This is a genomic window from Streptomyces sp. NPDC093984, assembly GCF_044764595.1.
Classification (GTDB): domain Bacteria; phylum Actinomycetota; class Actinomycetes; order Streptomycetales; family Streptomycetaceae; genus Streptomyces; species Streptomyces cynarae.
The window spans coordinates 417,596-438,913 of record NZ_JBIWIM010000004.1 but is presented as its reverse complement, the minus strand read 5'-3'; the positions used below and the strand labels follow the sequence as shown (position 1 = coordinate 438,913).

Sequence of the window (21,318 nt, the reverse complement as noted above, 5' to 3'; positions counted from 1 at the left end):
TCGGGCGGCAAGATCAACGGCACCAGCGTCACACGGACCCCGGCGTCCGGCATCTCGGCCGTACGCCGTCCGTCGCGTCCGTCGCGCCCCCGCTGCACCGACCAGAGGCACCGAGGCCGAACTGTCGGTTGTGGGGTGGATCACTCCCCGTACCGGGCACCTGGCTGATGAGGTGTATCGGTGCGAGAGAATGGCGGCATGGAGATGCCGAGGAACGAACGGTCGTCGGAGAACGCCCAGAAGATCTTGGTCGTGGGCCAGGACGGGATGGCTCTCGGCGGCACCGGAGACGACGACTCCCGCGAGGTCCCGGTGACCGAACAGGTGGAGCAGCCCGCGAAGGTCATGCGCATCGGCAGCATGATCAAGCAGCTGCTGGAGGAGGTGCGCGCCGCTCCTCTGGACGAGGCGAGCCGGCAGCGTCTGAAGGAGATCCACTCCAGCTCTGTGAAGGAACTGGAGGACGGTCTCGCCCCCGAACTCGTCGAGGAGCTCGAGCGGCTCTCCCTGCCCTTCACGGACGAGGTGATCCCCAGCGACGCGGAACTGCGCATCGCGCAGGCCCAGTTGGTGGGCTGGCTGGAGGGCCTCTTCCACGGGATCCAGACCACTCTGTTCGCCCAGCAGATGGCGGCACGCGCCCAGCTGGAACAGATGCGCCGCGCCCTTCCCCCGGGCGTGGGCTCCCCCGACGGCGAGGAGGACCGCCGCACCGGTGGCCGGGCGGGCGGCCCGTACCTGTGACGCGGACCGTGCGAGGGGCCCGGCACCGTGAGGGTGCCGGGCCCCTGCCGTCGCATCAGAAGCGGCTCACGCCGGGTCGCCCGTCGACACCGTGAGCTCGATCACGGGCATCTTCTTCGGGTTGGCGTCCGTACCGGCCGTCGGCGACTGGCTCATGACCGTGTCCTCGCCGTAGGTGTTCTCGTCCTCGTGCGTGATCGTGTACTTCCAGCCCGCTGCCTGGAAGCACGCCTTGACCGACGTGAGGTTCTTGAAGGAGAAGTCGGGCACCCGGATCTTCTTCGGGTCGACGTACGACGTCTCCGGCTCCGTGCACCTCGTCGTCTCGATCGTCTTCGTCGTGTCCGGGCCCCTGTGGCCCGCCGCCACGGCCGAGGGCGTGCTCGCACCGCCGTCGCCCCCGTTGGCCTCGTCCCCGCTGCTGCCGTTGTTGTGCAGCAGCAGTGAGGTCAGCAGGCCGACTATCACGACCAGGGCGACCACGACCGAGCCGATGACCAAGGCCTGGTTGCCCTTCTGACCGCCCGTGGCGGGCGTCTGCGGGGTGAGGTGGTACGGCGGTGGGGTCGCCGCGGACTGCTGCGGGGCGTACCCGGCGTTCTGCGGGGGCGTCTGGTAGCCGCCCTGCTGCGGGTAGCCGTAAGGGGGCGACGGGACCGGGCCGCCGTACGGGCCGGGCTGGTACGGCGTCTGCACGGGCCCCACGGGGGCCGCCGCCGACTGGCCGACCGGGGGGAAGACCGCGGAGCTGACACCGGCGCCGCTCGGGGTCTGCGTGCCCGGCACGATGCTCGGCGCGGCGGCCGTGAGCGACGCGGCCACCCGCAGGCATTCGTCCCGCATCGCCTCGGCGCTCGGGAAGCGTTCGTTCGGGTTCTTCTTCAGCGCGCGGGCGACCAGCGCGTCCACCGCGGGCGGCAGCGAACGGTTGATCGAGGACGGAGCCACCGGCTCCTCCTGCACATGTGCGTACGCGATCGCGAGCGGTGAATCCGCCTCGAACGGCAGCCGCCCGGTGACCAGCTGGAACAGCATGATCCCGACCGAGTACAGGTCGGACCGCGCGTCCACGGCCCGGCCGAGGGCCTGCTCCGGCGACAGGTACTGCGGGGTGCCGACCACCATGCCCGTCTGGGTCATCGAGGTGACGCCGGACTGCATGGCACGGGCGATGCCGAAGTCCATGACCTTGACGACGCTGCGCTTCGTCATCATCACGTTGCCCGGCTTGATGTCCCGGTGGACCAGCCCCATCTCGTGGCTGATCTCCAGGGCCGCCAGCACATCAGCGGTGATCTTCAGCGCCTTGTCGGCCGGCATCGCGCCGTACTGCCGGATGTCCGCGTCGAGGACCGAGCCGAGCGGCTTGCCCTCGATGTACTCCATGACGATGTACGGGGTCGTCGTCCCCGCCAGCTCGTCCTCGCCGGTGTCGAAGACCGAGACGATGTTCGTGTGCGTGAGTTTCGCCACGGCCTGCGCCTCGCGGCGGAAACGCTCCCGGAAGGCCTGCTCGCGTCCCAGTTCGGTGTGGAGTGTCTTGATCGCGACCTGGCGGTCGAGGACCGAGTCGTACGCCAGGTGCACCGAGGCCATGCCGCCCTCGCCGAGCAAGTCGCGCAGCTGGTAGCGGCCGCCGGCGAGCGCGCGCCCCGCGTACCGGCCGTGTGCGCCGTCCTGGCTCATGTTCTGCGTCCCCCATCGGCGCGGCGGCAGCGGCTGCTGGTGCTCCCGCGGTCCGTGATCGAATATCCGTGTTGTCGACGATCGACAGCTACTGCTCCGTGATCGACTGGTCCATTCCCGGCCAAGTCTGCCCCAGGGCAAGGACACGTCAAGCTCGGTGCCCGTTCCGTGACCGTACGCGAAAGAAGCGTCGCGGAAGCGTTACAGGGGTTGTACGGCAGGCCCACGGAATTTGCACGTGGGACCCGGTACACGGTTGGATGGCCGGTCCATCTCGAATCCATCTCGGACCGGTGCCTTGCGCGGAGCCTGTAGCGTGGCCCGTCGGAGACCGTAACAACCACCGCGCAGACCGCGGGCAGAAACGACGGCGAGGACCGATGGCACAGACGCAGCGCGCCCAGGGCCCGTCCGACCCCGAGGCGACTGGCGGCGGGATGTCGGACGCGCCGGAGACCTGGGGCAACGGCGGACTTGTCGGGGACGGCCGGTACCGGCTGACCCGCAGGCTCGGCCGGGGCGGCATGGCCGAGGTGTTCGCGGCCGAGGACGTGCGCCTCGGCCGGACGGTCGCGGTCAAGCTGCTCCGGTCCGACCTCGCCGAGGACCCGGTCTCCAAGGCGCGTTTCACCCGCGAGGCCCAGTCGGTGGCCGGGCTCAACCACCACGCGATCGTCGCCGTGTACGACTCCGGCGAGGACGTCGTGGGCGGCCAGTCGGTGCCGTACATCGTCATGGAGCTGGTCGAGGGCCGTACGATCCGCGACCTGCTGCTCAACGCCGAGGCACCCGGCCCCGAGCAGGCCCTGATCATCGTCTCGGGCGTCCTGGAGGCGCTCGCCTACTCGCACCAGCACGGCATCGTGCACCGCGACATCAAGCCGGCCAACGTCATCATCACCAACAACGGCGCCGTGAAGGTGATGGACTTCGGCATCGCGCGCGCCCTGCACGGGGCGTCCACGACGATGACGCAGACCGGCATGGTGATGGGCACCCCCCAGTACCTGTCCCCGGAGCAGGCGCTCGGCAAGGCCGTGGACCACCGCTCCGACCTGTACGCGACCGGCTGCCTGCTGTACGAACTGCTGGCGCTGCGGCCCCCCTTCGTGGGCGAGACGCCGCTGTCCGTGGTCTACCAGCACGTGCAGGACATCCCGGTGCCGCCCTCCCAGATCTCCGAGGGGGCGTCGCCGCCGGAGCTGGACGGGCTCGTGATGCGCTCCCTCGCCAAGGAGCCGGACGACCGGTTCCAGACCGCCGAGGAGATGCGCGGGCTGGTCCAGTACGCGCTGCAGATGCTCTACGACCAGGGCGGCCACACCGGCACCTGGAACACCGGCCCGGTGGGCGTGCACGACGGCCGGCACACCCCGGCCGCGGGCCTCGCCGGCACGGCGGTGCTGCCGCATCCGGGCGAGTTGGGCACCGCGCAGATCCCGCAGTCGATCCTGCCCACCGGATACGGCTCCGGGGACGACGGCGGTTTCGAAGGACACGGCAACAAGGGCAGCGGGCGCGGCAAGCTGTGGGTCCTCGCGGTGCTCGCGGTCATCGCGATCGCGGCGGGCGTCGCGCTGGCGCTGCAGCACAAGGGGGACGGCGGCGGTACCGGGCCGACGACGTCCCCGACGGTCACGAAGTCGCACGAGGAGAAGCAGTCCAGCCAGACGCCGACGGACGAGGAGACCGCCACCACTCCGGGCGACGACTCGGACACCAGCGGCGACTCGGACTGGACGCCCTCGTACCGGCCCTCGCAGAGCTACAGCCAGCAGCCGCCGGTCGAGCCCTCGACGACGGCGCCGCAGACGAGCGGGCAGCCGACCCCGTCGGACCCCTCGCAGGGGCAGCCTTCCGACACGCCCCCTTCGGGCGGAGCCGGCGGCTCGACGCCTCCGGCGGGCTCGTCGGGCGGCGGCAACACCTCGGGCGTGCCCCAGGTGCCCTGACGCCCCGCAGTGAAACGCTCACCACGCGCGCGTGGCCCTAAGACGGGCGCCACGCGCGCGTGGCTTTTTTCGGGCGTGTCCCAGGTCGTGCCCCGGCCCGTGTCGCACACGGTGTCATCCGTGGGGCGGACCCACGGATGACACCCGTGTCACTCCAGATGACGTCTTCCCGTGCTCCGGGCGGGCGGGATAACGTGCCGTTGTTCCGGCCCCCTGCAAGGCTGTGACCAGCACCTGTTCCCGACTGACTCGATTTACTTGGATTTCCAAGCAAAATCCCAGGTCAGGAGGGGTTTCACAGAAATGTGGCGCGCTGGGTAACGTGCCCCTTGCAGGGTGCTCGCCGGGGCACCTTCCACGTCTGTTCGGACGAGCCGCACCCACCCCGTGCGTCCGTGCGCTGCAGGCGGAGCCGCTCCCACCGGCCCGAACGGGCCGAGGGGAACCCAGGCACCCGGCGAACCCGGGGGCCGGACCGACGGAGGAGCACACGTGACCGTGGAGAGCACTGCCGCGCGCAAGCCGCGACGCAGCGCCGGAAGCAAGGCCGGCACCACCGGCACCAAGCGCACCACCAGCAACACGCCCAAGAAGGGCAGCGACCCCGACCTCGTGCAGTTGCTGACGCCCGAGGGCACGCGGGTCGCGAACCCCGAGTACGACCGGTACGTCGAGGACATCACGCCGCAGCAGCTGCGCGGGCTGTACCGGGACATGGTGCTGACCCGCCGCTTCGACGCCGAGGCCACCTCCCTGCAGCGCCAGGGCGAGCTGGGCCTGTGGGCCTCGCTGCTCGGCCAGGAGGCCGCCCAGATCGGTTCCGGCCGGGCCCTGCGCGACGACGACTACGTCTTCCCGACCTACCGCGAGCACGGCGTCGCCTGGTGCCGCGGCGTGGACCCGACCAACCTGCTCGGCATGTTCCGCGGTGTGAACAACGGCGGCTGGGACCCGAACAGCAACAACTTCCACCTCTACACGATCGTCATCGGCTCCCAGACGCTGCACGCCACCGGCTACGCCATGGGCGTGGCCAAGGACGGCGCCGACTCGGCCGTGATCGCGTACTTCGGTGACGGTGCCTCCAGCCAGGGCGACGTGGCGGAGTCGTTCACGTTCGCGGCGGTCTACAACGCCCCGGTGGTGTTCTTCTGCCAGAACAACCAGTGGGCGATCTCCGAGCCCACCGAGAAGCAGACCCGGGTGCCGCTGTACCAGCGTGCGCAGGGTTTTGGCTTCCCCGGGGTGCGGGTCGACGGCAATGACGTGCTGGCCTGCCTCGCGGTGACCAAGTGGGCGCTGGAGCGGGCGCGCAACGGCGAGGGCCCGACCCTGGTGGAGGCGTTCACCTACCGGATGGGCGCCCACACCACCTCCGACGACCCGACCCGCTACCGCCTCGACGACGAGCGGGCCGCCTGGGAGGCGAAGGACCCGATCGCCCGCCTGCGCGCCTACCTCGAGGCCTCAAACCACGCGGACGAGGGATTCTTCGCGGAACTCGAGGCGGAGAGCGAGGCGTTGGGCAGGCGGGTGCGTGAAGCGGTCCGTGCCATGCCGGACCCGGACCACTTCGCCATCTTCGAGCACGCGTACGCGGACGGGCATGCGCTCGTCGACGAGGAGCGGGCCCAGTTCGCCGCCTACCAGGCGTCGTTCGCGGACGTAGAAGGGGGACGGTGACATGGCCGAGAAGATGGCGATCGCCAAGGCGATCAACGAGTCGCTGCGCAAGGCCCTGGAGTCGGACCCCAAGGTCCTGGTGATGGGCGAGGACGTCGGCAAGCTCGGCGGTGTCTTCCGGGTGACGGACGGCCTGCAGAAGGACTTCGGCGAGGAGCGGGTGATCGACACCCCGCTCGCGGAGTCGGGCATCGTCGGCACGGCGATCGGTCTGGCCCTGCGCGGGTACCGGCCGGTGGTGGAGATCCAGTTCGACGGGTTCGTCTTCCCGGCCTACGACCAGATCGTCACCCAGCTGGCGAAGATGCACGCCCGCTCGCTGGGCAAGGTCAAGCTGCCCGTCGTCATCCGCATCCCCTACGGCGGCGGAATCGGGGCGGTGGAGCACCACAGCGAGTCCCCGGAGGCGCTGTTCGCGCACGTGGCGGGCCTGAAGATCGTCTCTCCGTCCAGCGCCTCGGACGCGTACTGGATGATGCAGCAGGCGATCCAGAGCGACGACCCCGTGATCTTCTTCGAGCCGAAGCGGCGCTACTGGGACAAGTCCGAGGTCAACACCGAGGCGATTCCGGGCCCGCTGCACAAGGCGCGCGTGGTGCGCGAGGGCACGGACCTGACCCTGGCCGCGTACGGCCCGATGGTGAAGGTGTGCCAGGAGGCCGCCGCGGCCGCCCAGGAGGAGGGAAGGTCGCTGGAGGTGCTGGACCTCCGGTCGGTCTCCCCGCTCGACTTCGACTCCGTCCAGACGTCGGTGGAGAAGACCCGCCGTCTGGTCGTGGTGCACGAGGCGCCGGTGTTCTTCGGTTCGGGCGCGGAGATCGCCGCTCGCATCACGGAGCGGTGCTTCTACCACCTGGAGGCGCCCGTGCTGCGGGTCGGCGGCTATCACGCGCCGTATCCGCCGGCGCGGCTGGAGGAGGAGTACCTGCCGGGCCTGGACCGGGTGCTGGACGCCGTCGACCGCGCCCTGGCGTACTGAGGAGAGGGTCGTGACGACGATGACTGACGCGTCCGTGCGCGAGTTCAAGATGCCCGACGTGGGCGAGGGGCTCACCGAGGCCGAGATCCTCAAGTGGTACGTCCAGCCGGGTGACAAGGTCACCGACGGGCAGGTCGTGTGCGAGGTGGAGACGGCGAAGGCGGCCGTGGAGCTGCCGATCCCGTACGACGGGGTGGTCCGCGAGCTGCACTTCCCCGAGGGCACCACGGTGGACGTCGGCACCCCGATCATCGCGGTGGACGTGACGGGCGGCGCTCCCGCCGAGGAGGCGCAGGCGCCCGTCGAGAAGGCGGCGGAGGAGAAGCCCGCCGCGAAGGAGACCCGGCAGGAGGGCCGCAAGCCGGTCCTCGTCGGATACGGCGTCGCCGAGTCCTCCACCCGGCGTCGCCCCCGCAAGGCGCCCGCGGCGGCGGCCGAGGAGACCGTCTCCGTGGTCCAGGGCGACCTGAACGGGCACGGCAAGCAGGCCCGTCCGCTGGCCAAGCCGCCGGTGCGCAAGCTCGCGAAGGACCTGGGCGTCGACCTGGCGACGGTACGGCCCTCGGGCCCGGACGGGATCATCACGCGCGAGGACGTGCAGGCGGCGGTGGCCTCCGCACCGGCCCCCGAGGCCCCCGCGGTCCCGGTGGCGCCCGCTCCCGTCGAGGCGCCGGCGCCGGTGGTGACGTACGACAGCGGGCGCGAGACCCGTATCCCGGTCAAGGGCGTCCGCAAGGCCACCGCGCAGGCGATGGTCGGCTCGGCGTTCACCGCGCCGCACGTCACGGAGTTCGTGACCGTCGACGTCACCCGCACGATGAAATTGGTCGAGGAGCTCAAGCAGGACAAGGACTTCGAGGGTCTGCGTGTCAATCCCCTGCTGCTGATCGCCAAGGCCCTGCTGGTCGCGATCAAGCGGAACCCGGACATCAACGCGTCCTGGGACGAGGCCAACCAGGAGATCGTGCGCAAGCACTACGTGAACCTGGGCATCGCCGCGGCCACCCCGCGCGGTCTGATCGTGCCGAACATCAAGGACGCGCACGACAAGACCCTCCCCCAACTGGCCGAGGCCCTGGGTGAGCTGGTGGCCACGGCCCGGGAGGGCAGGACGAGTCCCGCGGCGATGCAGGGCGGCACGGTCACGATCACGAACGTGGGCGTCTTCGGCGTCGACACCGGCACGCCGATCCTCAACCCGGGCGAGTCCGCGATCCTCGCGGTCGGCGCGATCAAGCTCCAGCCGTGGGTCCACAAGGGCAAGGTCAAGCCCCGCCAGGTCACCACCCTGGCCCTGAGCTTCGACCACCGCCTGGTCGACGGCGAACTGGGCTCGAAGGTCCTCGCGGACGTCGCCGCGATCCTGGAACAGCCGAAGCGGCTGATCACCTGGGCCTAGCGCGGGACAACCCACCTACGGCGAAGGGGCCTGCCGCTGACCGACAGCGGCAGGCCCCCTGGTGTGTGCGGGTGTCAGCCGAGCCGGGCGAAGCCGTAGTTCAGCAGCCTCGTGGCGTCGGTGGCGCGCTGGCTGATCGACGACGAGGCGAGGACCGTGCCGATGACCGTCTTGCCGTTGCGGGTGGCGGCGAAGACGAGGCAGTACTTGGCCTCGGGGCCGGAGCCGGTCTTCACGCCGATCGCGCCGCTGTAGCTGCTGAGCAGCGTGTTGGTGTTGGTCCACGGCGCCATGGTGCGGATGGTGCCGGACTTGGTGATGGTCTTCGCCGTGTACGACTTGGTCTTCACGATCGTGCGGAACGTGGTGCTCTTCATCGCGCTGCTCGCGATTTTCGTCAGATCGCGCGGCGTCGAGTAGTTGCTGCCGTTGCCGATGCCGTCGAACGAGTCGAAGTGCGTGTTCCTCAGGCCGAGGCTCGTGGCGGCGCTGTTCATCTTGCCGATGAACGACTTCACGCGCGCCGCACGCGTCGTGCCGGAACCGAACTTGTCGGCGAGCGCGTAGGCCGCGTCACAACCGGAGGGCAGCATCAGCCCGTACAGCAGCTGACGGACGGTGACCTTGTCGCCGACGATCAGGTGCGCCTGGGAGGCGTTGTTGGCGACCACGTAGTCGCTGTACGCCTTCTGGATCGTCACCTTGGCGTCGAGGTTGAGGTTCGGCTGTGCGAGCACCACCTTCGCGGTCATGATCTTGGTCGTGGAGCCGGTGGAACGCCTGGTGTCCGCGGCCTTCGTGTACAGCGTCGCGCCGTTCGCGTTGTTCATCGCGTAGCCGCCCGCGGCCACGATCGAGGGCGTGGTGACGGCCTGAGCGGGCGCCGCGGTGAGGGCTCCGGTGGTGAGCACGGCTGAAGTGGTGACCACTGCCGCGACTGCCCTGCGAACTCGCGTGCCCTTAATGCCGGTAATCAAAGTTGAACGCTCCGATTGCGTCTCTGATGCCTCTGAATGCATCCAAATGCCCCTGGAGTGCGGCCAGATGACGAGGCCGCCTTCTCGTGAGACTCGTAGGTAGCACAAAAGGATGTGCGGTTGCCCGGGTGAAATCCGGGACCCGTGTGCCGGGTCCACATGGCGGACGATCCTCGGCATGCGTACGTGTTGTATCTATGATGTGCTCATGCCTGCAGCGTCGTCCGTCGCCCACGTCCCCGAGAAGATGCCCCTCAAACAACCCCCCGCCGCCGACCGCGTCTACACCCACGTCAAACGGGGTGTCCTGGAGCGCCGTTACCAGGGCGGGACGCTGCTGACCGAAGGTGAGCTGGCCGAGGAGGTCGGCGTCTCACGGACGCCGGTGCGCGAGGCGCTGCTGCGGCTGGAGGTCGAAGGGCTGATCAAGCTGTACCCGAAGAAGGGCGCTCTCGTCCTCGCCGTCTCGGCCCAGGAGATCGCGGACGTGATCGAGACCCGCCAGCTCGTCGAGGAACACGCGGCCCGCAAGGCCGTACCCGCCCCGCCGGGGCTGATCGAGCGGCTCGAGGAACTGCTCGCGCGCCAGAAGGAGCAGGCCGCCGCCGGTGACCTGGCCGGTGCGGCGCTCACCGACCGCACCTTCCACGCCGAGATCGTGCGCAGCGGCGGCAACGAGATCCTCTCCCGCCTGTACGACCAGCTCCGCGACCGTCAGCTGCGGATGGGCGTCGCCGTCATGCACTCGCACCCCGACCGCATCGCCAAGACCCTCACCGAGCACGAGGAGATCCTTCAGGCGCTGCGGTCCGGCGACGCCGAGGCGGCCGTGGACATCGTGCACCGGCACGTCAGCTGGTTCTCCCACCTGGCGCGGGGTGAGGTGCGATGAGGTCGGGATCGGTGAGCTCCCGTTCCGTGTCCCTGCCCGGTGATCCGCCGGGCGGCCGACGTGCCGTGGCCGTGTGGGCCATCGGCGTCTCGGTCTACTTCGTCGCCGTCGTCTTCCGTACGTCGCTGGGCGTGGCCGGACTGGACGCGGCGGACCGCTTCCATGTGAACGCGTCCGCCCTGTCCACCTTCTCCATCCTCCAACTGCTCGTGTACGCGGGCATGCAGATACCCGTCGGCCTGCTCGTGGACCGGCTCGGCACCAAGAAGGTGCTGACCATCGGGGTCGTCCTCTTCACGGCCGGTCAGCTCGGATTCGCGTTCTCCCCGTCGTACGGGACGGCGCTCGCCTCGCGCGCGCTGCTGGGCTGCGGCGACGCGATGACGTTCATCAGCGTGCTGCGGCTCGGCACGCGCTGGTTCCCGGCCCGCCGCAGTCCGCTGGTCGCGCAGCTCGCCGGTCTGGTGGGCATGGCGGGCAACCTCGTCTCCACGCTCGTGCTCGCCCGGCTGCTGCACTCAGTGGGCTGGACGGCGGCGTTCGGCGGCAGCGCGGTCGCCGGGGTGGTCGTCCTCGTCCTGCTGCTGCTCTTCCTGAAGGACCATCCGGAGGGGTACGAGCCGGAGCCGTTCCCGCACCGCGGGTCGGCGTACGTGCGGCGGCAGATCGTGGCGTCGTGGAAGGAGCCCGGGACGCGGCTGGGCCTGTGGGTGCACTTCACCACGCAGTTCCCGGCGATGGTGTTCCTGCTGCTGTGGGGCCTGCCGTTCCTGGTCCAGGCGCAGGGCCTGTCCCGGGCCACGGCCGGTGAACTCCTCACGCTCGTCGTGCTGTCGAACATGCTGATCGGACTGGTGTACGGCCAGATCGTCGCCCGGCACCACGCGGCGCGGCTGCCGCTGGCCCTCGGCACGGTCGGGGCGACGGCGGCGGTGTGGGCGGCCACGCTCGCCTACCCGGCCGCGCATGCGCCGATGTGGCTGCTGGTCGTGCTGTGCACGGTGCTCGGGGCGTGCGGTCCGGCCTCGATGATCGGCTTCGACTTCGCCCGGCCGGCGAATCCGCCGGAGCGTCAGGGCACGGCGTCCGGGATCACCAACATGGGCGGTTTCGTCGCCTCCATGACGACGCTGCTGGCGATCGGGGTGCTGCTGGACGCGACGGGTGACGACTACACCGTGGCGTTCTGCGCGGTCTTCGTGCTCCAGGCGGTGGGGCTCAGCCAGATACTGCGGCTCCGGAAGCGGGCGGCGCGCAGGGAGCGGGAGCGGCTCGTCGCCAGCCGGGTGGAGACGGTGCACGTCCCTGCGTGAGGGGCGCCGGGTGCCGTCTAGAGCGGACGACGCGGGGGCGCCAGGCCCAGGACCCGGTCCTTCAGCGCCGGGAACTGCTCCCTCGTCGTCGCCACCCTCGCCGGGTCGAACTCCACCGTGAGGATCTCCTCCTCCGCGCCCGCCTCGGCGAGGACCTCCCCCCACGGATCCACCACGATCGAGTGACCCGCCTGCGGAACCCCCGCATGTGTTCCGGCCGTTCCACAGGCAAGGACGTACGCCTGGTTCTCGACCGCCCGCGCCTTGGCCAGCAGCGTCCAGTGGGACCGGCGGCGCTCCGGCCAGCCCGCCGGGATCACGAGCGTCTCGGCCCCCGCGTCCACGAGCGAGCGGAACAGCTCGGGGAAGCGGAGGTCGTAACAGGTGGCCACGCCGACGGTCGTCCCCGGCAGCCGCACCGTCACCGGCTCGGTCCCCGCACCCATCAGCACGGCCTCGCCCTTGTCGAAGCCGAAGCGGTGGATCTTGCGGTAGGACGCGGCCGGTTCACCGGAGGGGGAGAAGATGAGAGACGTGTTGTAGAGGGCGCCGTCGGGGGCGCGCTCGGGGATCGAGCCGGCGTGCAGCCACACGCCCGCGTCGGCCGCAGCCTTCGCCATCGCCTCGTGGGTCGGCCCTTCCAGGGGCTCGGCCTCGGCGCCGAACCGCTCGTAGGCGAAGGCCCCGGTGGTCCACAGCTCGGGCAGCACCACGAGATCGGCTCCGGCTTGATCTCGTACCAGCGAGGCGGCTCGCCGCCGACGCGAATCGACCGATTCGTCCTCGTCCACCCGCATCTGGATCAGGGAGGCGCGCACACTACCACCGTCCTGGTAATCGAGCCTTCTCAACGGGCCTACGATCGTCACACCAAAGCACTGCCGGGGTGCCTCGCAGCAGCGTAACTTAACGTCCCAAGACACCCGCTGACAGCCACCTCCCGCAGTACAACCACCGACAACGCCGTCGACCAACGCCCGTGCACCGACCGCCGAGGGGTCCCGTTCCGTGAGTCTGCATCCCACTCTTCAGCCCTACGCCGATGCCTGGACCCACTCCATCGAAGCGATATCCGAGCTGGTGCAGCCGCTCGTGGAGGGCGAGTGGAACCGGCGGACACCGTGCCCCGCGTGGTCGGTGCGCGACGTGGTCTCGCATGTCATCGGCATGGACTGCGAGATGCTCGGCGATCCGCGCCCCATCCACACGCTCCCGCGCGACCTGTTCCACGTCACCAACGACCACCAGCGCTACATGGAGATGCAGGTCGACGTCCGCCGCCACCACACGGCGCCGGAGATGACGTCCGAACTCGAGTACACGATCATCCGCCGCAACCGCCAGCTGCGGAACGAATCGCGGGACCCGGGCACCAAGGTGCGCGGCCCGCTCGGCACCGAACAGACTCTCGAAGAGGCCATGCGGTACCGCGCGTTCGACGTCTGGGTGCACGAACAGGACCTGCGCACGGCGCTCGGCCGGCCGGGGAACCTCGACTCCCCGGGCGCGCACATCACCCGGGACGAGCTGCTGGCCGCCCTGCCGGAGGTGGTCGCCAAGGGCGCGGGCGCGCCGCCCGGCTCAGCGGTCGTCATCGACGTGCACGGCCCCGTGGAGTTCCTGCGCACGGTGCGGGTGGACGCGGAGGGGCGCGGCTCGATCGACGGCACGCCCTCGCTGGGCCCGGCGGTGACGCTGACGCTCGACTGGGAGACGTACGTCCGCCTGGCCTGCGGTCGGGTGAGCGCGGACGCCGTGGCCGACCGCATCAAGGCGGAGGGCGACCCGGAGCTGACGGCGGCGATCCTGCGCTCGTTCGCGGTGACGAAGTAGACGACGCGGGCGGACCCTCGAGCGTCCTGGCGCCCCTCGGGGCCCGCTCAGTCCTCCTCCCGCTCCTTGTCCGAAAGGTGGATCACGCACACGGCCACCGCGATCAGCAGTGCCGGGTCCGCGTCCTCGCGCACGATGTCGACGCCGTACGTCTCACGGACGTGCAGCCAGCGCCGGGAGATCTGGGCGAGCAGCTCGCCGTCGTACTCGATGGCGAACTCGCGGTCGAGGATCTTGCCGCTGACATCGAGCTCCGTGCCGTCCGCCAGCGAGACGCGGTAGTGGTTGCGCAGCAGGGAAAGCCGCTTGCGCTTGATCGTGGCCAGCCGCTCGCCGTCGCGCTCGATGATCATCGTGTCGCGCAGGGCGAACATCTTCTGGTGGATGTCGATCAGGACGCGCCCCTGCGGGTCCTTCAGCTCGAAGGTGTCCCTCAGCCGCATCGCCTTGCCGTCGACCAGGAAGACCTTGGTGCCGTCCTGGTCCTCGATCCAGTAGTCTTCGCCGATGCCGAGGAGCCGGTCGCGTACGAAAAGTCTCATGCGGTCAGAGCTTCCCCCGGGGCGGGCCCGAAACGCCGCCGGTAGGCCGACGGACTGAGCCCGGTCTCAGCCCGGAGCCGGGCCCGCAGGTTGGCGGCCGTGCCGAGGCCGCTGCGCGCGGCGACCACGTCCAGCCGCTCCTCGCCGCGCTCGATCAGCCGGCAGGCGAGGGCCACTCGCTCCCCCGTCAGCCAAGCCAGTGGTGTGGTGCCGAGCTGGGCGCGGAAGCGGCGGTGCAGCGTGGCGGGGCTGACCGCGGCGCGGGCCGCGAGGTCGCCGACGGTGAGCGGTTCGTCCAGTCGCTCCTGGGCCCAGGCCAGCACCGGGGCCAGCGACTCGTCCGGTACGTCCGGCAGGGGCCGCTCCACGAACTGCCGCTGTCCCCCGTCGCGGTGCGCGGCGAAGACCAGCCGGCGGGAGACGGCGTTCGCGACCTCGGCGCCGTGGTCGCGGCGTACGACATGCAGGCCGAGATCGAGTGCCGACGCGCTGCCGGAGGCGGTCAGGATGTCGCCATCGTCCACGAACAGTACGTCCGGTTCCAGCCTGACCTGGGGAAACCGCGCCCGGAAGGAATCCGCCCACATCCAGTGGCAGGCCGCTCGCCGGCCGTCCAGCAGCCCGGCCTCCGCGATGGTGAACGCGCCGGAGCAGAAGCCGACCAGCCGTGCCCCCCGCGCGTGCGCCCGGCGTACTGCGTCCAGGACCTTCGGGGAGCGCGGGGTGTCGGTGTCGGGCCTGTTCGGCACGATCAGCGTGTCCGCGTCGTCGGCCGCCTCGAGCCCGGCGACGTCGGTGAGCGTGAAGAAGCCGTCCCGCATCCGGATCCTGGGCCCGACGGCGCACAACCGGAAGTCGTACAGCTCACGGCCGAGCTCCGGCCGCCGTAGGCCGAACACCTCGATGGCGCAGCTCATCTCGAAGGGGTTGGAGTTCTCGTCCACGACGAGCACGACCCGGTGCCGGCGCGACGTCTGAGAGGATCCTTGCGGCATATGCGATTTCTAGCACTCGTACGGCGGCAGGTCACCCCGCACGATGACGGCATGGAACCCAAACCCATCTCCCTCGCCGCGGCCCTCGCCTCCTTCGCCGAACTGTGGAGTCCGCGCATCGTCACGACCGTCAACGACTACGACGTCCGCGTCGCGAAGGTCGAGGGCGAGCACCTGTGGCACACGCACGACCACACCGACGAGTTCTTCCTCGTACTCGACGGCGAACTGCACATCGCGCTGCGCGAGCCGGCCGGCGAGCGCACGGTCACCCTTGCCAAGGGCTCCGTCTTCACGGTTCCGCGCGGCACGGAGCACAAGCCGTCCGCGCCCGCCGGGGCATCGATCCTGCTGTTCGAACCCACCGGCACCATGACGGTCGGCGACCGGCATGAAGAGGTCCCCGACCACGTGGACGCGACGACCGGGCACACCCTGGCCTGAGCCCGCCCCGTCCCGGCATCCGCCGCCCCGGACACGGACGAGTCCCCCGCACGCGCGGCGGGGGACTCGTGGACTGACCGCGAGGGACCGCGCAGGGGCGGACCGGTCTACCGGTAGCCCTCCCGCCTGTCCTGCTCGTCGAGCTCGTCCTCGTCCCAGGACGAGCGCCGGCCCTCGCGGTCACCCCGCGTGCCGGGCCTGCCCAGGTCCTGGTCCGGGTGGTCGGAGCCGCTGATGTCGGGGTCGCGGCGCTTCCGGTCGCGGATCTCCTCGCCGCTCGTCTCACCGCGCTCGCGGTCGCGGCTCGGGCGGCGCATCTGGTCGTCGATGTCACGAGGCATGGAACTGCTCCCTTGCACTGACCCCCCTGTGTGAGACGAGCATCTCTCCGTCACGCCATGTGCGCATCCCGTAGGAGAGGTTGTACGCACAGTCACCGAGTTGTCCACAGGCCCCGCTGCACGCCCACGTCGGATGGCACCCTTGACCCATGAACGACTCCCCTTCGCGTCGCGTCCGTGTCCGTGCCCCCGAGCTGATCGGCAAGGGCGGCTGGCTGAACACGGGCGGAGAGCAATACAGCCTCGCCGACCTGCGAGGACGCATAGTCATCCTCGACTTCTGGACGTTCTGCTGCATCAACTGCCTGCACGTCCTGGACGAGCTGCGCGAGCTGGAGGAGAAGCACCGCGACACCGTGGTGATCATCGGCGTGCACTCTCCGAAGTTCGTCCACGAGGCGGAGCACCAGGCGGTGGTGGACGCGGTGGAGCGGTACGGGGTGGAGCACCCGGTCCTCGACGACCCGGAGCTCGCCACCTGGAAGCAGTACGCCGTCCGGGCCTGGCCGACGCTGGTGGTCATCGACCCCGAGGGGTATGTGGTCGCCCAGCACGCGGGTGAGGGTCACGCCCATGCGATCGCCCGGCTCGTCGAGGAGCTGGAGGAGGAGCACGCGGCCAAGGGCACGCTGCGCCGGGGCGACGGCCCGTACGTGGCACCGGAGCCCGAGCCCACGACCCTCCGCTTCCCCGGCAAGGCGCTCCTGCTGCCGTCCGGCTCCTTCCTGGTCAGCGACACCACCCGGCACCAGCTGGTGGAGCTGGCGGCGGACGGCGAGACGGTGGTGCGGCGCATCGGTTCCGGCGTACGGGGCTTCGCGGACGGCCCGGCCGGGGCGGCGAGCTTCAGCGAGCCGCAGGGCCTGGCGCTGCTCGATGAGGGTGCGGTGGTCGTCGCGGACACCGTGAACCACGCGCTGCGCCGCCTGGACCTGGCGACCGGCGAGGTGAGCACGCTGGCGGGCACCGGCAAGCAGTGGTGGCAGGGCTCGCCGACCTCGGGGCCGGCCCGGGAGGTGGACCTCTCCTCGCCGTGGGACGTGGCGGTCTTCGGCGAACGGGTGTGGATCGCCATGGCGGGCGTGCACCAGCTGTGGACGTACGACCCGGCCACGGCCACGGTCGTGGTGGCGGCCGGCACCACGAACGAGGGGCTGGTGGACGGCCCGGGCGCCGAGGCCTGGTTCGCGCAGCCGTCGGGGCTCGCGGTGTCGCCGGACGGGGAGCGGCTGTGGCTGGCGGACTCCGAGACGAGCGCCCTGCGCTGGGTGGACCGGGACGGCGCGGTGCACACGGCGGTCGGGACGGGGCTGTTCGACTTCGGGCACCGGGACGGGGCGGCGGAACAGGCACTTCTCCAGCACCCGCTGGGGGTGACCGCGCTGCCGGACGGCTCGGTGGCGGTCAGCGACACCTACAACCACGCGCTGCGGCGCTACGACCCGGCGACGGGTGAGGTGAGCACGCTGGCGACGGATCTGCGGGAGCCGTCGGACGCGGTGCTCGTCGGCGAGGACATCGTGGTCGTGGAGTCGGCCCGGCACCGGCTGACCCGGCTGCGGCTGCCGGAGGAGGCGGTGCAGGTCGCCGCGGTCGCCCATCGCACGCAGCGCGCGGCGACCGAGGTGACGCCCGGGAAGCTCCGGCTCGACGTGATCTTCCAGGCCCCGGCCGGCCAGAAGCTGGACACGCGCTACGGACCGTCGACCCGCCTGCTGGTCTCCTCGACCCCGCCGGAGCTGCTGCTGAAGGGCGAGGGCGCCGACACGGACCTCGCGCGCGAGCTGGAGCTGAACCCGGCGATATCCGAGGGTGTCCTGCACGTCTCGGCGATGGCGGCGTCCTGCGACGACGACCCGGCCAACGAATACCCGGCGTGCCATGTCCACCAGCAGGACTGGGGCGTCCCGGTCCGCCTCACCGAGGGCGGGACGGACCGGCTGCCCCTGGTCCTGGCGGGGATGGACGAGAGCCGGTAGACGGGGCGGCCTTGAGCGTCCCGGCGCGGCTTGAGCGTCCCCGATCCCGGGCGTTCCCGGGCTCGGGAGTCCCGGCCTGAGTGTCCCGGGGTGCCCGGACGTTTCCAGGCTCGGGAGTCCCGGCTTGAGCGTCCCCGGGGTGCCCCGGCGTTCCCGGGCTCGGGAGTCCCGGCCCGAGGGTCCCCGGGTCCCCGGGTGCCCCGGCGTCCCCCGGGCGCGGGGGCGCGGGGGCGCGCCCGGGGGACGGGATGGCATCGGTGGGCGGGTGTCAGCGGCGGCGCGGGCGCGGCGCCAGCTTGAACAGGGCCACTCCGGCCGCCACCAGGGTGGTGGCCGCCACCATCAGCGCCATGCTGTTCATCCACAGGCCGGTGGCGGCCAGTGTGGCGCCGCCCGCGCCGGTGGTGCCGGCGCCTATCACTCTTCCGTACATCGTCGAATCTCCTTGGGGCGTTGGTGCGAGAGAGGGTGGGGGGCGGGGCTCAGGTGGCCACCCACTTCTCCTCGCTGCGGCGCACGAGGCCCCACAGCGAGGTGAAGTAGACGGCGTGCTGGAACAGGTCGTAGAGCATCTCCGGGACCATCAGCGCGGCCACCACGACGGCCAGGGGCCCCGCGCGGCGTACGGAGACGGTCTTCTCGACCACGAAGATCAGGCCGATCGCGGTCCAGAACGGCGACAGTCCTGGCCAGCCGTACATGGTCGTGTAGGTGCTCATGAAGATCAGGTAGACGAGGAAGGAGAGCGCCCCGAACCCCATCAGGAACTGCTGCAGGAAGTAGCGGGCGGTGACCCGGGTCCAGCCGTAGTCGCGCAGGTTCTCCAGAGCGCCGCGCTGCCAGCGCAGGCGCTGGTGCCAGAGCTTGCGCAGGGTGGGCATGACCTCGGTGGTGACCGCGCAGCCGGCCGGGGACATGGCCCGGTAGCCGAGGGTCTTGACCGCCTTGGTCATCTCGTCGTCCTCGGTGAGCGAGGCCAGGCTGTAGTAGCCGTCGCCGCCACCGATCAGCCCGGACAGGCGGGCGGCCCGAACCTCGCGCAGCACCCGGGCGCGGAACATGGTGCCGGTTCCGGTGAGCACCTGGGCCCTGCCGCCGGTGCGCTCGACCTCCCAGGCGTAGCGGTGGAACTCCATGCGCTGCAGCAGACCGAGGAGTCCGCCGCCCGGTTCGCCGTAGAAAACGCCGCCGACCGCGCCCACCTTGCGGTTGAAGGTGCCCATGGCTGTCTCGTTGAACCAGGGGTTGAGGACCGTGTCCGCGTCCTGCACGAGCAGGAGGTCGCGGTCGTCGAGGTGGGGGAGTATCCAGTCGATGGCCTGGTTGAGGGCGCCCGCCTTCTTGTGGGTGTTGCCCCGGGTGTGGAAGACCTGCGCGCCGTGGGCGGCCGCGACGGCGGCGGTGTCGTCGGTGCAGTTGTCGGCGACCACCACGATCAGATCGGGGCGGCGGGTCTGACGCCAGAGGCCGTCGATGGCGGCGGCGATACGTTCCCGCTCGTTGTGCGCGGGGATCAGGACCGTCAGATGCGGTCTGCCGCCCGTTGCCGCCGGGTCGTGCACGGCAGGAGCCCCCCGTCGTGATGCTGTGGCGCGCCCGGCACCTCCACCCCCCGGGCGCTCATGACGCCACAGTCTTCACGTTTTTCACACAAGACGACAAGATGACTCCGGTAACGGAATACCCAAGGTTGTCTGTTGTCGTCCCGAGGCCGCCGTATCGTCCCTTGCGCGCCGTACGTGGGCTACCGCGCCGTACACGCCTTACTTGGCTTACAGCCGTCCACAGCCACCCACAGCCTTTCGGCCCTCAGCCCTTGCGGCCCTCCGCCCTTACGGCAGTTGCAGCCCTTACACGCCGTATCCGTCGGTGTAGCCGTCGCCGCGGTGGTGCCGGTTCTCCTCGACCACGGTCGTCGGGGGCGGCACGACGACCCGCCTGCGGCGGTAGATGCCGCTGAAGGTGGTCACTCCTATCAGCCCGACGATCATGAGTATGACGCCGACCAAGTGGATGTTGACGCCTTGCATGTGCCAGTCGGTCGCAAACGCGAGGATGGCCCCCACGGCGATCAGGATGATGCATCCACCCAGGCCCATGAGTCCTGCCCTCCCTGTGGGTCCGGTCCTTCCGGCCCCGAACCCGGGTACCCGGGACATCCGTGGACATGCCGGGACGATCGGCGGGCGGGCGGGAGTGTCAGCCCTCCAGAAACGCCGTCAGGGCGTTGGCCAGGAGATACGGGTCCTTCGCGCCGCACAGTTCGCGGGCGCTGTGCATCGACAGGATCGCCGCGCCGATGTCCACCGTCTTGATGCCGTGGCGGGCGGCGGTGATGGGGCCGATGGTGGTGCCGCAGGGCATCGCGTTGTTCGAGACGAAGGTCTGGAAGGGCACGTCCGCCTTCTCGCAGGCCGCGGCGAACAGCGCGCGCCCCGAACCGTCGGTGGCGTAGCGGTTGTTGACGTTCACCTTGAGGATCGGCCCGCCGTTCGCGCGCGGGTGGTGCGTCGGGTCGTGCCGCTCCGCGTAGTTGGGGTGGACGGCGTGCCCGGTGTCGGAGGACAGGCAGACCGTGCCGGCGAAGGCCCGCGCCCGGTCCTCGTAGGAGCCGCCCCGGGCGAACACCGAGCGCTCCAGGACCGACCCGAGCAGCGGACCGTCGGCGCCGGTGTCCGACTGCGAGCCGTTCTCCTCGTGGTCGAAGGCCGCGAGTACCGGGATGGACGACAGGGCGGCGTCCGAGGCGGCGACGGCCGCGAGCGCCGCGGTGCCCGCGTGCACGGACAGCAGGTTGTCCATGCGCGGACCCGCCACCAGCTCCTTGTCGCGGCCCAGGTAGGCCGGCGGCTCCACCGAGTGGGTCATCAGGTCCCAGCCGGTCACGTCACCGGCGGCGAGCCCCAGCTCCTGCTCCAGGAACGCGATCAGGTCGCCGTCGCGCACGTCGTCGCCCAGGCCCCAGACGGGCTGGAGGTGGCGCTGCTTGTCCAGCTTCAGGCCCTCGCTGGAGACCGAGCGGTCCAGGTGGATGGCCAGCTGCGGTACGCGCAGCAGCGGTCTGTCGACGTTCACCAGGCGCGTCGAGCCGTCGCGCAGGGACAGCCGGCCGGCCAGGCCGAGGTCCCGGTCGAGCCAGGAGTTGAGCAGGGGGCCGCCGTAGATCTCCACCGCGATCTGCCGCCAGCCGTGCGCGCCGCTGTCCGGCCGCGGCTTGACCCGCAGGTTGGGCGAGTCGGTGTGTGCGCCCACGATCCGGAACGGGGTGTGCGGATCGGCGCCCTCGGGGACGTACCAGGCGATGATCGCGCCGCCGCGCAGCACGTACCGGCCGCCGGACGTGCCGTCCCAGGCGTCCGTCTCCGAGACCTGACGGAAGCCGGCCTTCTCCAGCCGTTCGGCGGTGCCTGCCACGGCGTGGTACGGCGACGGGCTCGCCGCCAGGAAGGACATGAGGTCGTCGGTGTGGCCGCGGTCGAAGCGCGCACTTGTGCTCATGGGTTCACCTTAACGACGGACGAGGGCCCGCTCCCGGTGATGGGGAACGGGCCCTCGTAAG

20 protein-coding genes are annotated in these 21,318 nt (G+C 70.7%); 10 read left to right on the top strand and 10 right to left on the bottom strand.

Annotation, left to right across the window (positions count from 1 at the left end):
• Window positions 1-198 precede the first annotated feature (198 nt).
• Window positions 199-744, top strand: a complete 546-nt coding sequence (locus ACIRC0_RS17995; protein ID WP_403617116.1) for a bacterial proteasome activator family protein — start codon at window positions 199-201, stop codon at window positions 742-744.
• 66 nt (window positions 745-810) lie between these two features.
• Here ACIRC0_RS17995 and ACIRC0_RS17990 read toward each other — a convergent pair whose 3' ends face one another.
• Window positions 811-2,430: a protein kinase gene (locus tag ACIRC0_RS17990; protein WP_403617115.1), complete on the bottom strand. Its 1,620-nt coding sequence runs from the start codon at window positions 2,428-2,430 to the stop codon at window positions 811-813.
• Window positions 2,431-2,810: 380 nt separating this feature from the next.
• Between ACIRC0_RS17990 and ACIRC0_RS17985 the strand changes: the two genes are divergently transcribed.
• From ACIRC0_RS17985 to ACIRC0_RS17970, 4 genes are all read left to right on the top strand, one after another.
• Entirely contained in the window at window positions 2,811-4,382 is a 1,572-nt protein-coding gene (locus ACIRC0_RS17985) for a protein kinase (protein WP_403617114.1), read from the top strand.
• Between the two features lie 492 nt (window positions 4,383-4,874).
• Entirely contained in the window at window positions 4,875-6,065 is a 1,191-nt protein-coding gene (gene pdhA / locus ACIRC0_RS17980) for a pyruvate dehydrogenase (acetyl-transferring) E1 component subunit alpha (protein WP_403617113.1), read from the top strand.
• A 1-nt stretch (window position 6,066) separates the two neighbouring features.
• Entirely contained in the window at window positions 6,067-7,044 is a 978-nt protein-coding gene (locus ACIRC0_RS17975; protein WP_403617112.1) for an alpha-ketoacid dehydrogenase subunit beta, read from the top strand.
• Window positions 7,045-7,054: 10 nt separating this feature from the next.
• A complete protein-coding gene (locus ACIRC0_RS17970; RefSeq protein WP_403617111.1) occupies window positions 7,055-8,443 on the top strand; it encodes a dihydrolipoamide acetyltransferase family protein in 1,389 nt (462 codons plus the stop codon).
• Window positions 8,444-8,517: 74 nt separating this feature from the next.
• On the opposite strand, the gene ACIRC0_RS17965 is transcribed toward ACIRC0_RS17970, so the two are convergent.
• Window positions 8,518-9,420 carry a D-alanyl-D-alanine carboxypeptidase family protein gene (locus ACIRC0_RS17965; RefSeq protein WP_403617110.1) on the bottom strand — a complete coding sequence of 301 codons (903 nt, stop codon included), beginning with the start codon at window positions 9,418-9,420 and terminating at the stop codon, window positions 8,518-8,520.
• Between the two features lie 208 nt (window positions 9,421-9,628).
• Between ACIRC0_RS17965 and ACIRC0_RS17960 the strand changes: the two genes are divergently transcribed.
• On the top strand, window positions 9,629-10,312 hold the full coding sequence (locus ACIRC0_RS17960) for a GntR family transcriptional regulator (RefSeq protein WP_403617109.1): 684 nt from the start codon (window positions 9,629-9,631) through the stop codon (window positions 10,310-10,312).
• Window positions 10,309-11,625 carry a nitrate/nitrite transporter gene (locus ACIRC0_RS17955; RefSeq protein ID WP_403617108.1) on the top strand — a complete coding sequence of 439 codons (1,317 nt, stop codon included), beginning with the start codon at window positions 10,309-10,311 and terminating at the stop codon, window positions 11,623-11,625. Before ACIRC0_RS17960 ends, ACIRC0_RS17955 begins: the two co-directional genes overlap by 4 nt.
• A gap of 17 nt (window positions 11,626-11,642) precedes the next feature.
• Here the strand turns inward: ACIRC0_RS17955 and ACIRC0_RS17950 are convergent, their stop codons facing one another.
• On the bottom strand, window positions 11,643-12,443 hold the full coding sequence (locus ACIRC0_RS17950; protein WP_403617356.1) for a carbon-nitrogen family hydrolase: 801 nt from the start codon (window positions 12,441-12,443) through the stop codon (window positions 11,643-11,645).
• 190 nt (window positions 12,444-12,633) lie between these two features.
• Here ACIRC0_RS17950 and ACIRC0_RS17945 point away from each other — a divergent pair, with 190 nt between their 5' ends.
• Window positions 12,634-13,458, top strand: a complete 825-nt coding sequence (locus tag ACIRC0_RS17945) for a maleylpyruvate isomerase family mycothiol-dependent enzyme (RefSeq protein WP_403617107.1) — start codon at window positions 12,634-12,636, stop codon at window positions 13,456-13,458.
• A 47-nt stretch (window positions 13,459-13,505) separates the two neighbouring features.
• Here the strand turns inward: ACIRC0_RS17945 and ACIRC0_RS17940 are convergent, their stop codons facing one another.
• Both ACIRC0_RS17940 and ACIRC0_RS17935 read right to left on the bottom strand, forming a co-directional pair.
• Window positions 13,506-14,000: an LURP-one-related/scramblase family protein gene (locus ACIRC0_RS17940; RefSeq protein WP_403617106.1), complete on the bottom strand. Its 495-nt coding sequence runs from the start codon at window positions 13,998-14,000 to the stop codon at window positions 13,506-13,508.
• A complete protein-coding gene (locus ACIRC0_RS17935) occupies window positions 13,997-14,995 on the bottom strand; it encodes a GlxA family transcriptional regulator (protein WP_403617105.1) in 999 nt (332 codons plus the stop codon). Before ACIRC0_RS17935 ends, ACIRC0_RS17940 begins: the two co-directional genes overlap by 4 nt.
• A gap of 51 nt (window positions 14,996-15,046) precedes the next feature.
• On the opposite strand from ACIRC0_RS17935, the gene ACIRC0_RS17930 reads away from it, so the two are divergent.
• Window positions 15,047-15,439, top strand: coding sequence for a cupin domain-containing protein (locus ACIRC0_RS17930; RefSeq protein WP_403617104.1), 393 nt, complete (start codon window positions 15,047-15,049; stop codon window positions 15,437-15,439).
• A 107-nt stretch (window positions 15,440-15,546) separates the two neighbouring features.
• Here the strand turns inward: ACIRC0_RS17930 and ACIRC0_RS17925 are convergent, their stop codons facing one another.
• On the bottom strand, window positions 15,547-15,780 hold the full coding sequence (locus tag ACIRC0_RS17925; protein ID WP_403617103.1) for a hypothetical protein: 234 nt from the start codon (window positions 15,778-15,780) through the stop codon (window positions 15,547-15,549).
• 149 nt (window positions 15,781-15,929) lie between these two features.
• Between ACIRC0_RS17925 and ACIRC0_RS17920 the strand changes: the two genes are divergently transcribed.
• Window positions 15,930-17,759, top strand: a complete 1,830-nt coding sequence (locus tag ACIRC0_RS17920) for a thioredoxin-like domain-containing protein (protein ID WP_403617102.1) — start codon at window positions 15,930-15,932, stop codon at window positions 17,757-17,759.
• Between the two features lie 268 nt (window positions 17,760-18,027).
• Here the strand turns inward: ACIRC0_RS17920 and ACIRC0_RS17915 are convergent, their stop codons facing one another.
• The 4 genes from ACIRC0_RS17915 to ACIRC0_RS17900 all read right to left on the bottom strand — a co-directional run bounded on the left by ACIRC0_RS17915 (window position 18,028) and on the right by ACIRC0_RS17900 (window position 21,257).
• Window positions 18,028-18,192, bottom strand: coding sequence for a hypothetical protein (locus tag ACIRC0_RS17915; RefSeq protein WP_181138986.1), 165 nt, complete (start codon window positions 18,190-18,192; stop codon window positions 18,028-18,030).
• A gap of 49 nt (window positions 18,193-18,241) precedes the next feature.
• Window positions 18,242-19,321, bottom strand: a complete 1,080-nt coding sequence (locus ACIRC0_RS17910; RefSeq protein WP_403617101.1) for a glycosyltransferase — start codon at window positions 19,319-19,321, stop codon at window positions 18,242-18,244.
• Window positions 19,322-19,609: 288 nt separating this feature from the next.
• Window positions 19,610-19,858: a DUF6458 family protein gene (locus tag ACIRC0_RS17905; RefSeq protein WP_103839426.1), complete on the bottom strand. Its 249-nt coding sequence runs from the start codon at window positions 19,856-19,858 to the stop codon at window positions 19,610-19,612.
• A 100-nt stretch (window positions 19,859-19,958) separates the two neighbouring features.
• Entirely contained in the window at window positions 19,959-21,257 is a 1,299-nt protein-coding gene (locus tag ACIRC0_RS17900; protein ID WP_403617100.1) for a M18 family aminopeptidase, read from the bottom strand.
• Between the last annotated feature and the right edge of the window lie 61 nt (window positions 21,258-21,318).

What these genes read in the sequence shown, in the direction of transcription:
- ACIRC0_RS17995 (WP_403617116.1), top strand. Translation starts at nt 199, where the DNA reads ATGGAGATGCCGAGGAACGAACGGTCGTCGGAGAACGCCCAGAAGATC.
- ACIRC0_RS17900 (WP_403617100.1), bottom strand. Translation starts at nt 21,257, where the DNA reads ATGAGCACAAGTGCGCGCTTCGACCGCGGCCACACCGACGACCTCATG.
- ACIRC0_RS17955 (WP_403617108.1), top strand. Translation starts at nt 10,309, where the DNA reads ATGAGGTCGGGATCGGTGAGCTCCCGTTCCGTGTCCCTGCCCGGTGAT.
- ACIRC0_RS17960 (WP_403617109.1), top strand. Translation starts at nt 9,629, where the DNA reads ATGCCTGCAGCGTCGTCCGTCGCCCACGTCCCCGAGAAGATGCCCCTC.
- ACIRC0_RS17940 (WP_403617106.1), bottom strand. Translation starts at nt 14,000, where the DNA reads ATGAGACTTTTCGTACGCGACCGGCTCCTCGGCATCGGCGAAGACTAC.
- ACIRC0_RS17905 (WP_103839426.1), bottom strand. Translation starts at nt 19,858, where the DNA reads ATGGGCCTGGGTGGATGCATCATCCTGATCGCCGTGGGGGCCATCCTC.
- ACIRC0_RS17990 (WP_403617115.1), bottom strand. Translation starts at nt 2,430, where the DNA reads ATGAGCCAGGACGGCGCACACGGCCGGTACGCGGGGCGCGCGCTCGCC.
- ACIRC0_RS17985 (WP_403617114.1), top strand. Translation starts at nt 2,811, where the DNA reads ATGGCACAGACGCAGCGCGCCCAGGGCCCGTCCGACCCCGAGGCGACT.
- ACIRC0_RS17920 (WP_403617102.1), top strand. Translation starts at nt 15,930, where the DNA reads ATGAACGACTCCCCTTCGCGTCGCGTCCGTGTCCGTGCCCCCGAGCTG.
- ACIRC0_RS17935 (WP_403617105.1), bottom strand. Translation starts at nt 14,995, where the DNA reads ATGCCGCAAGGATCCTCTCAGACGTCGCGCCGGCACCGGGTCGTGCTC.
- ACIRC0_RS17930 (WP_403617104.1), top strand. Translation starts at nt 15,047, where the DNA reads ATGGAACCCAAACCCATCTCCCTCGCCGCGGCCCTCGCCTCCTTCGCC.
- ACIRC0_RS17975 (WP_403617112.1), top strand. Translation starts at nt 6,067, where the DNA reads ATGGCCGAGAAGATGGCGATCGCCAAGGCGATCAACGAGTCGCTGCGC.
- ACIRC0_RS17915 (WP_181138986.1), bottom strand. Translation starts at nt 18,192, where the DNA reads ATGTACGGAAGAGTGATAGGCGCCGGCACCACCGGCGCGGGCGGCGCC.
- ACIRC0_RS17925 (WP_403617103.1), bottom strand. Translation starts at nt 15,780, where the DNA reads ATGCCTCGTGACATCGACGACCAGATGCGCCGCCCGAGCCGCGACCGC.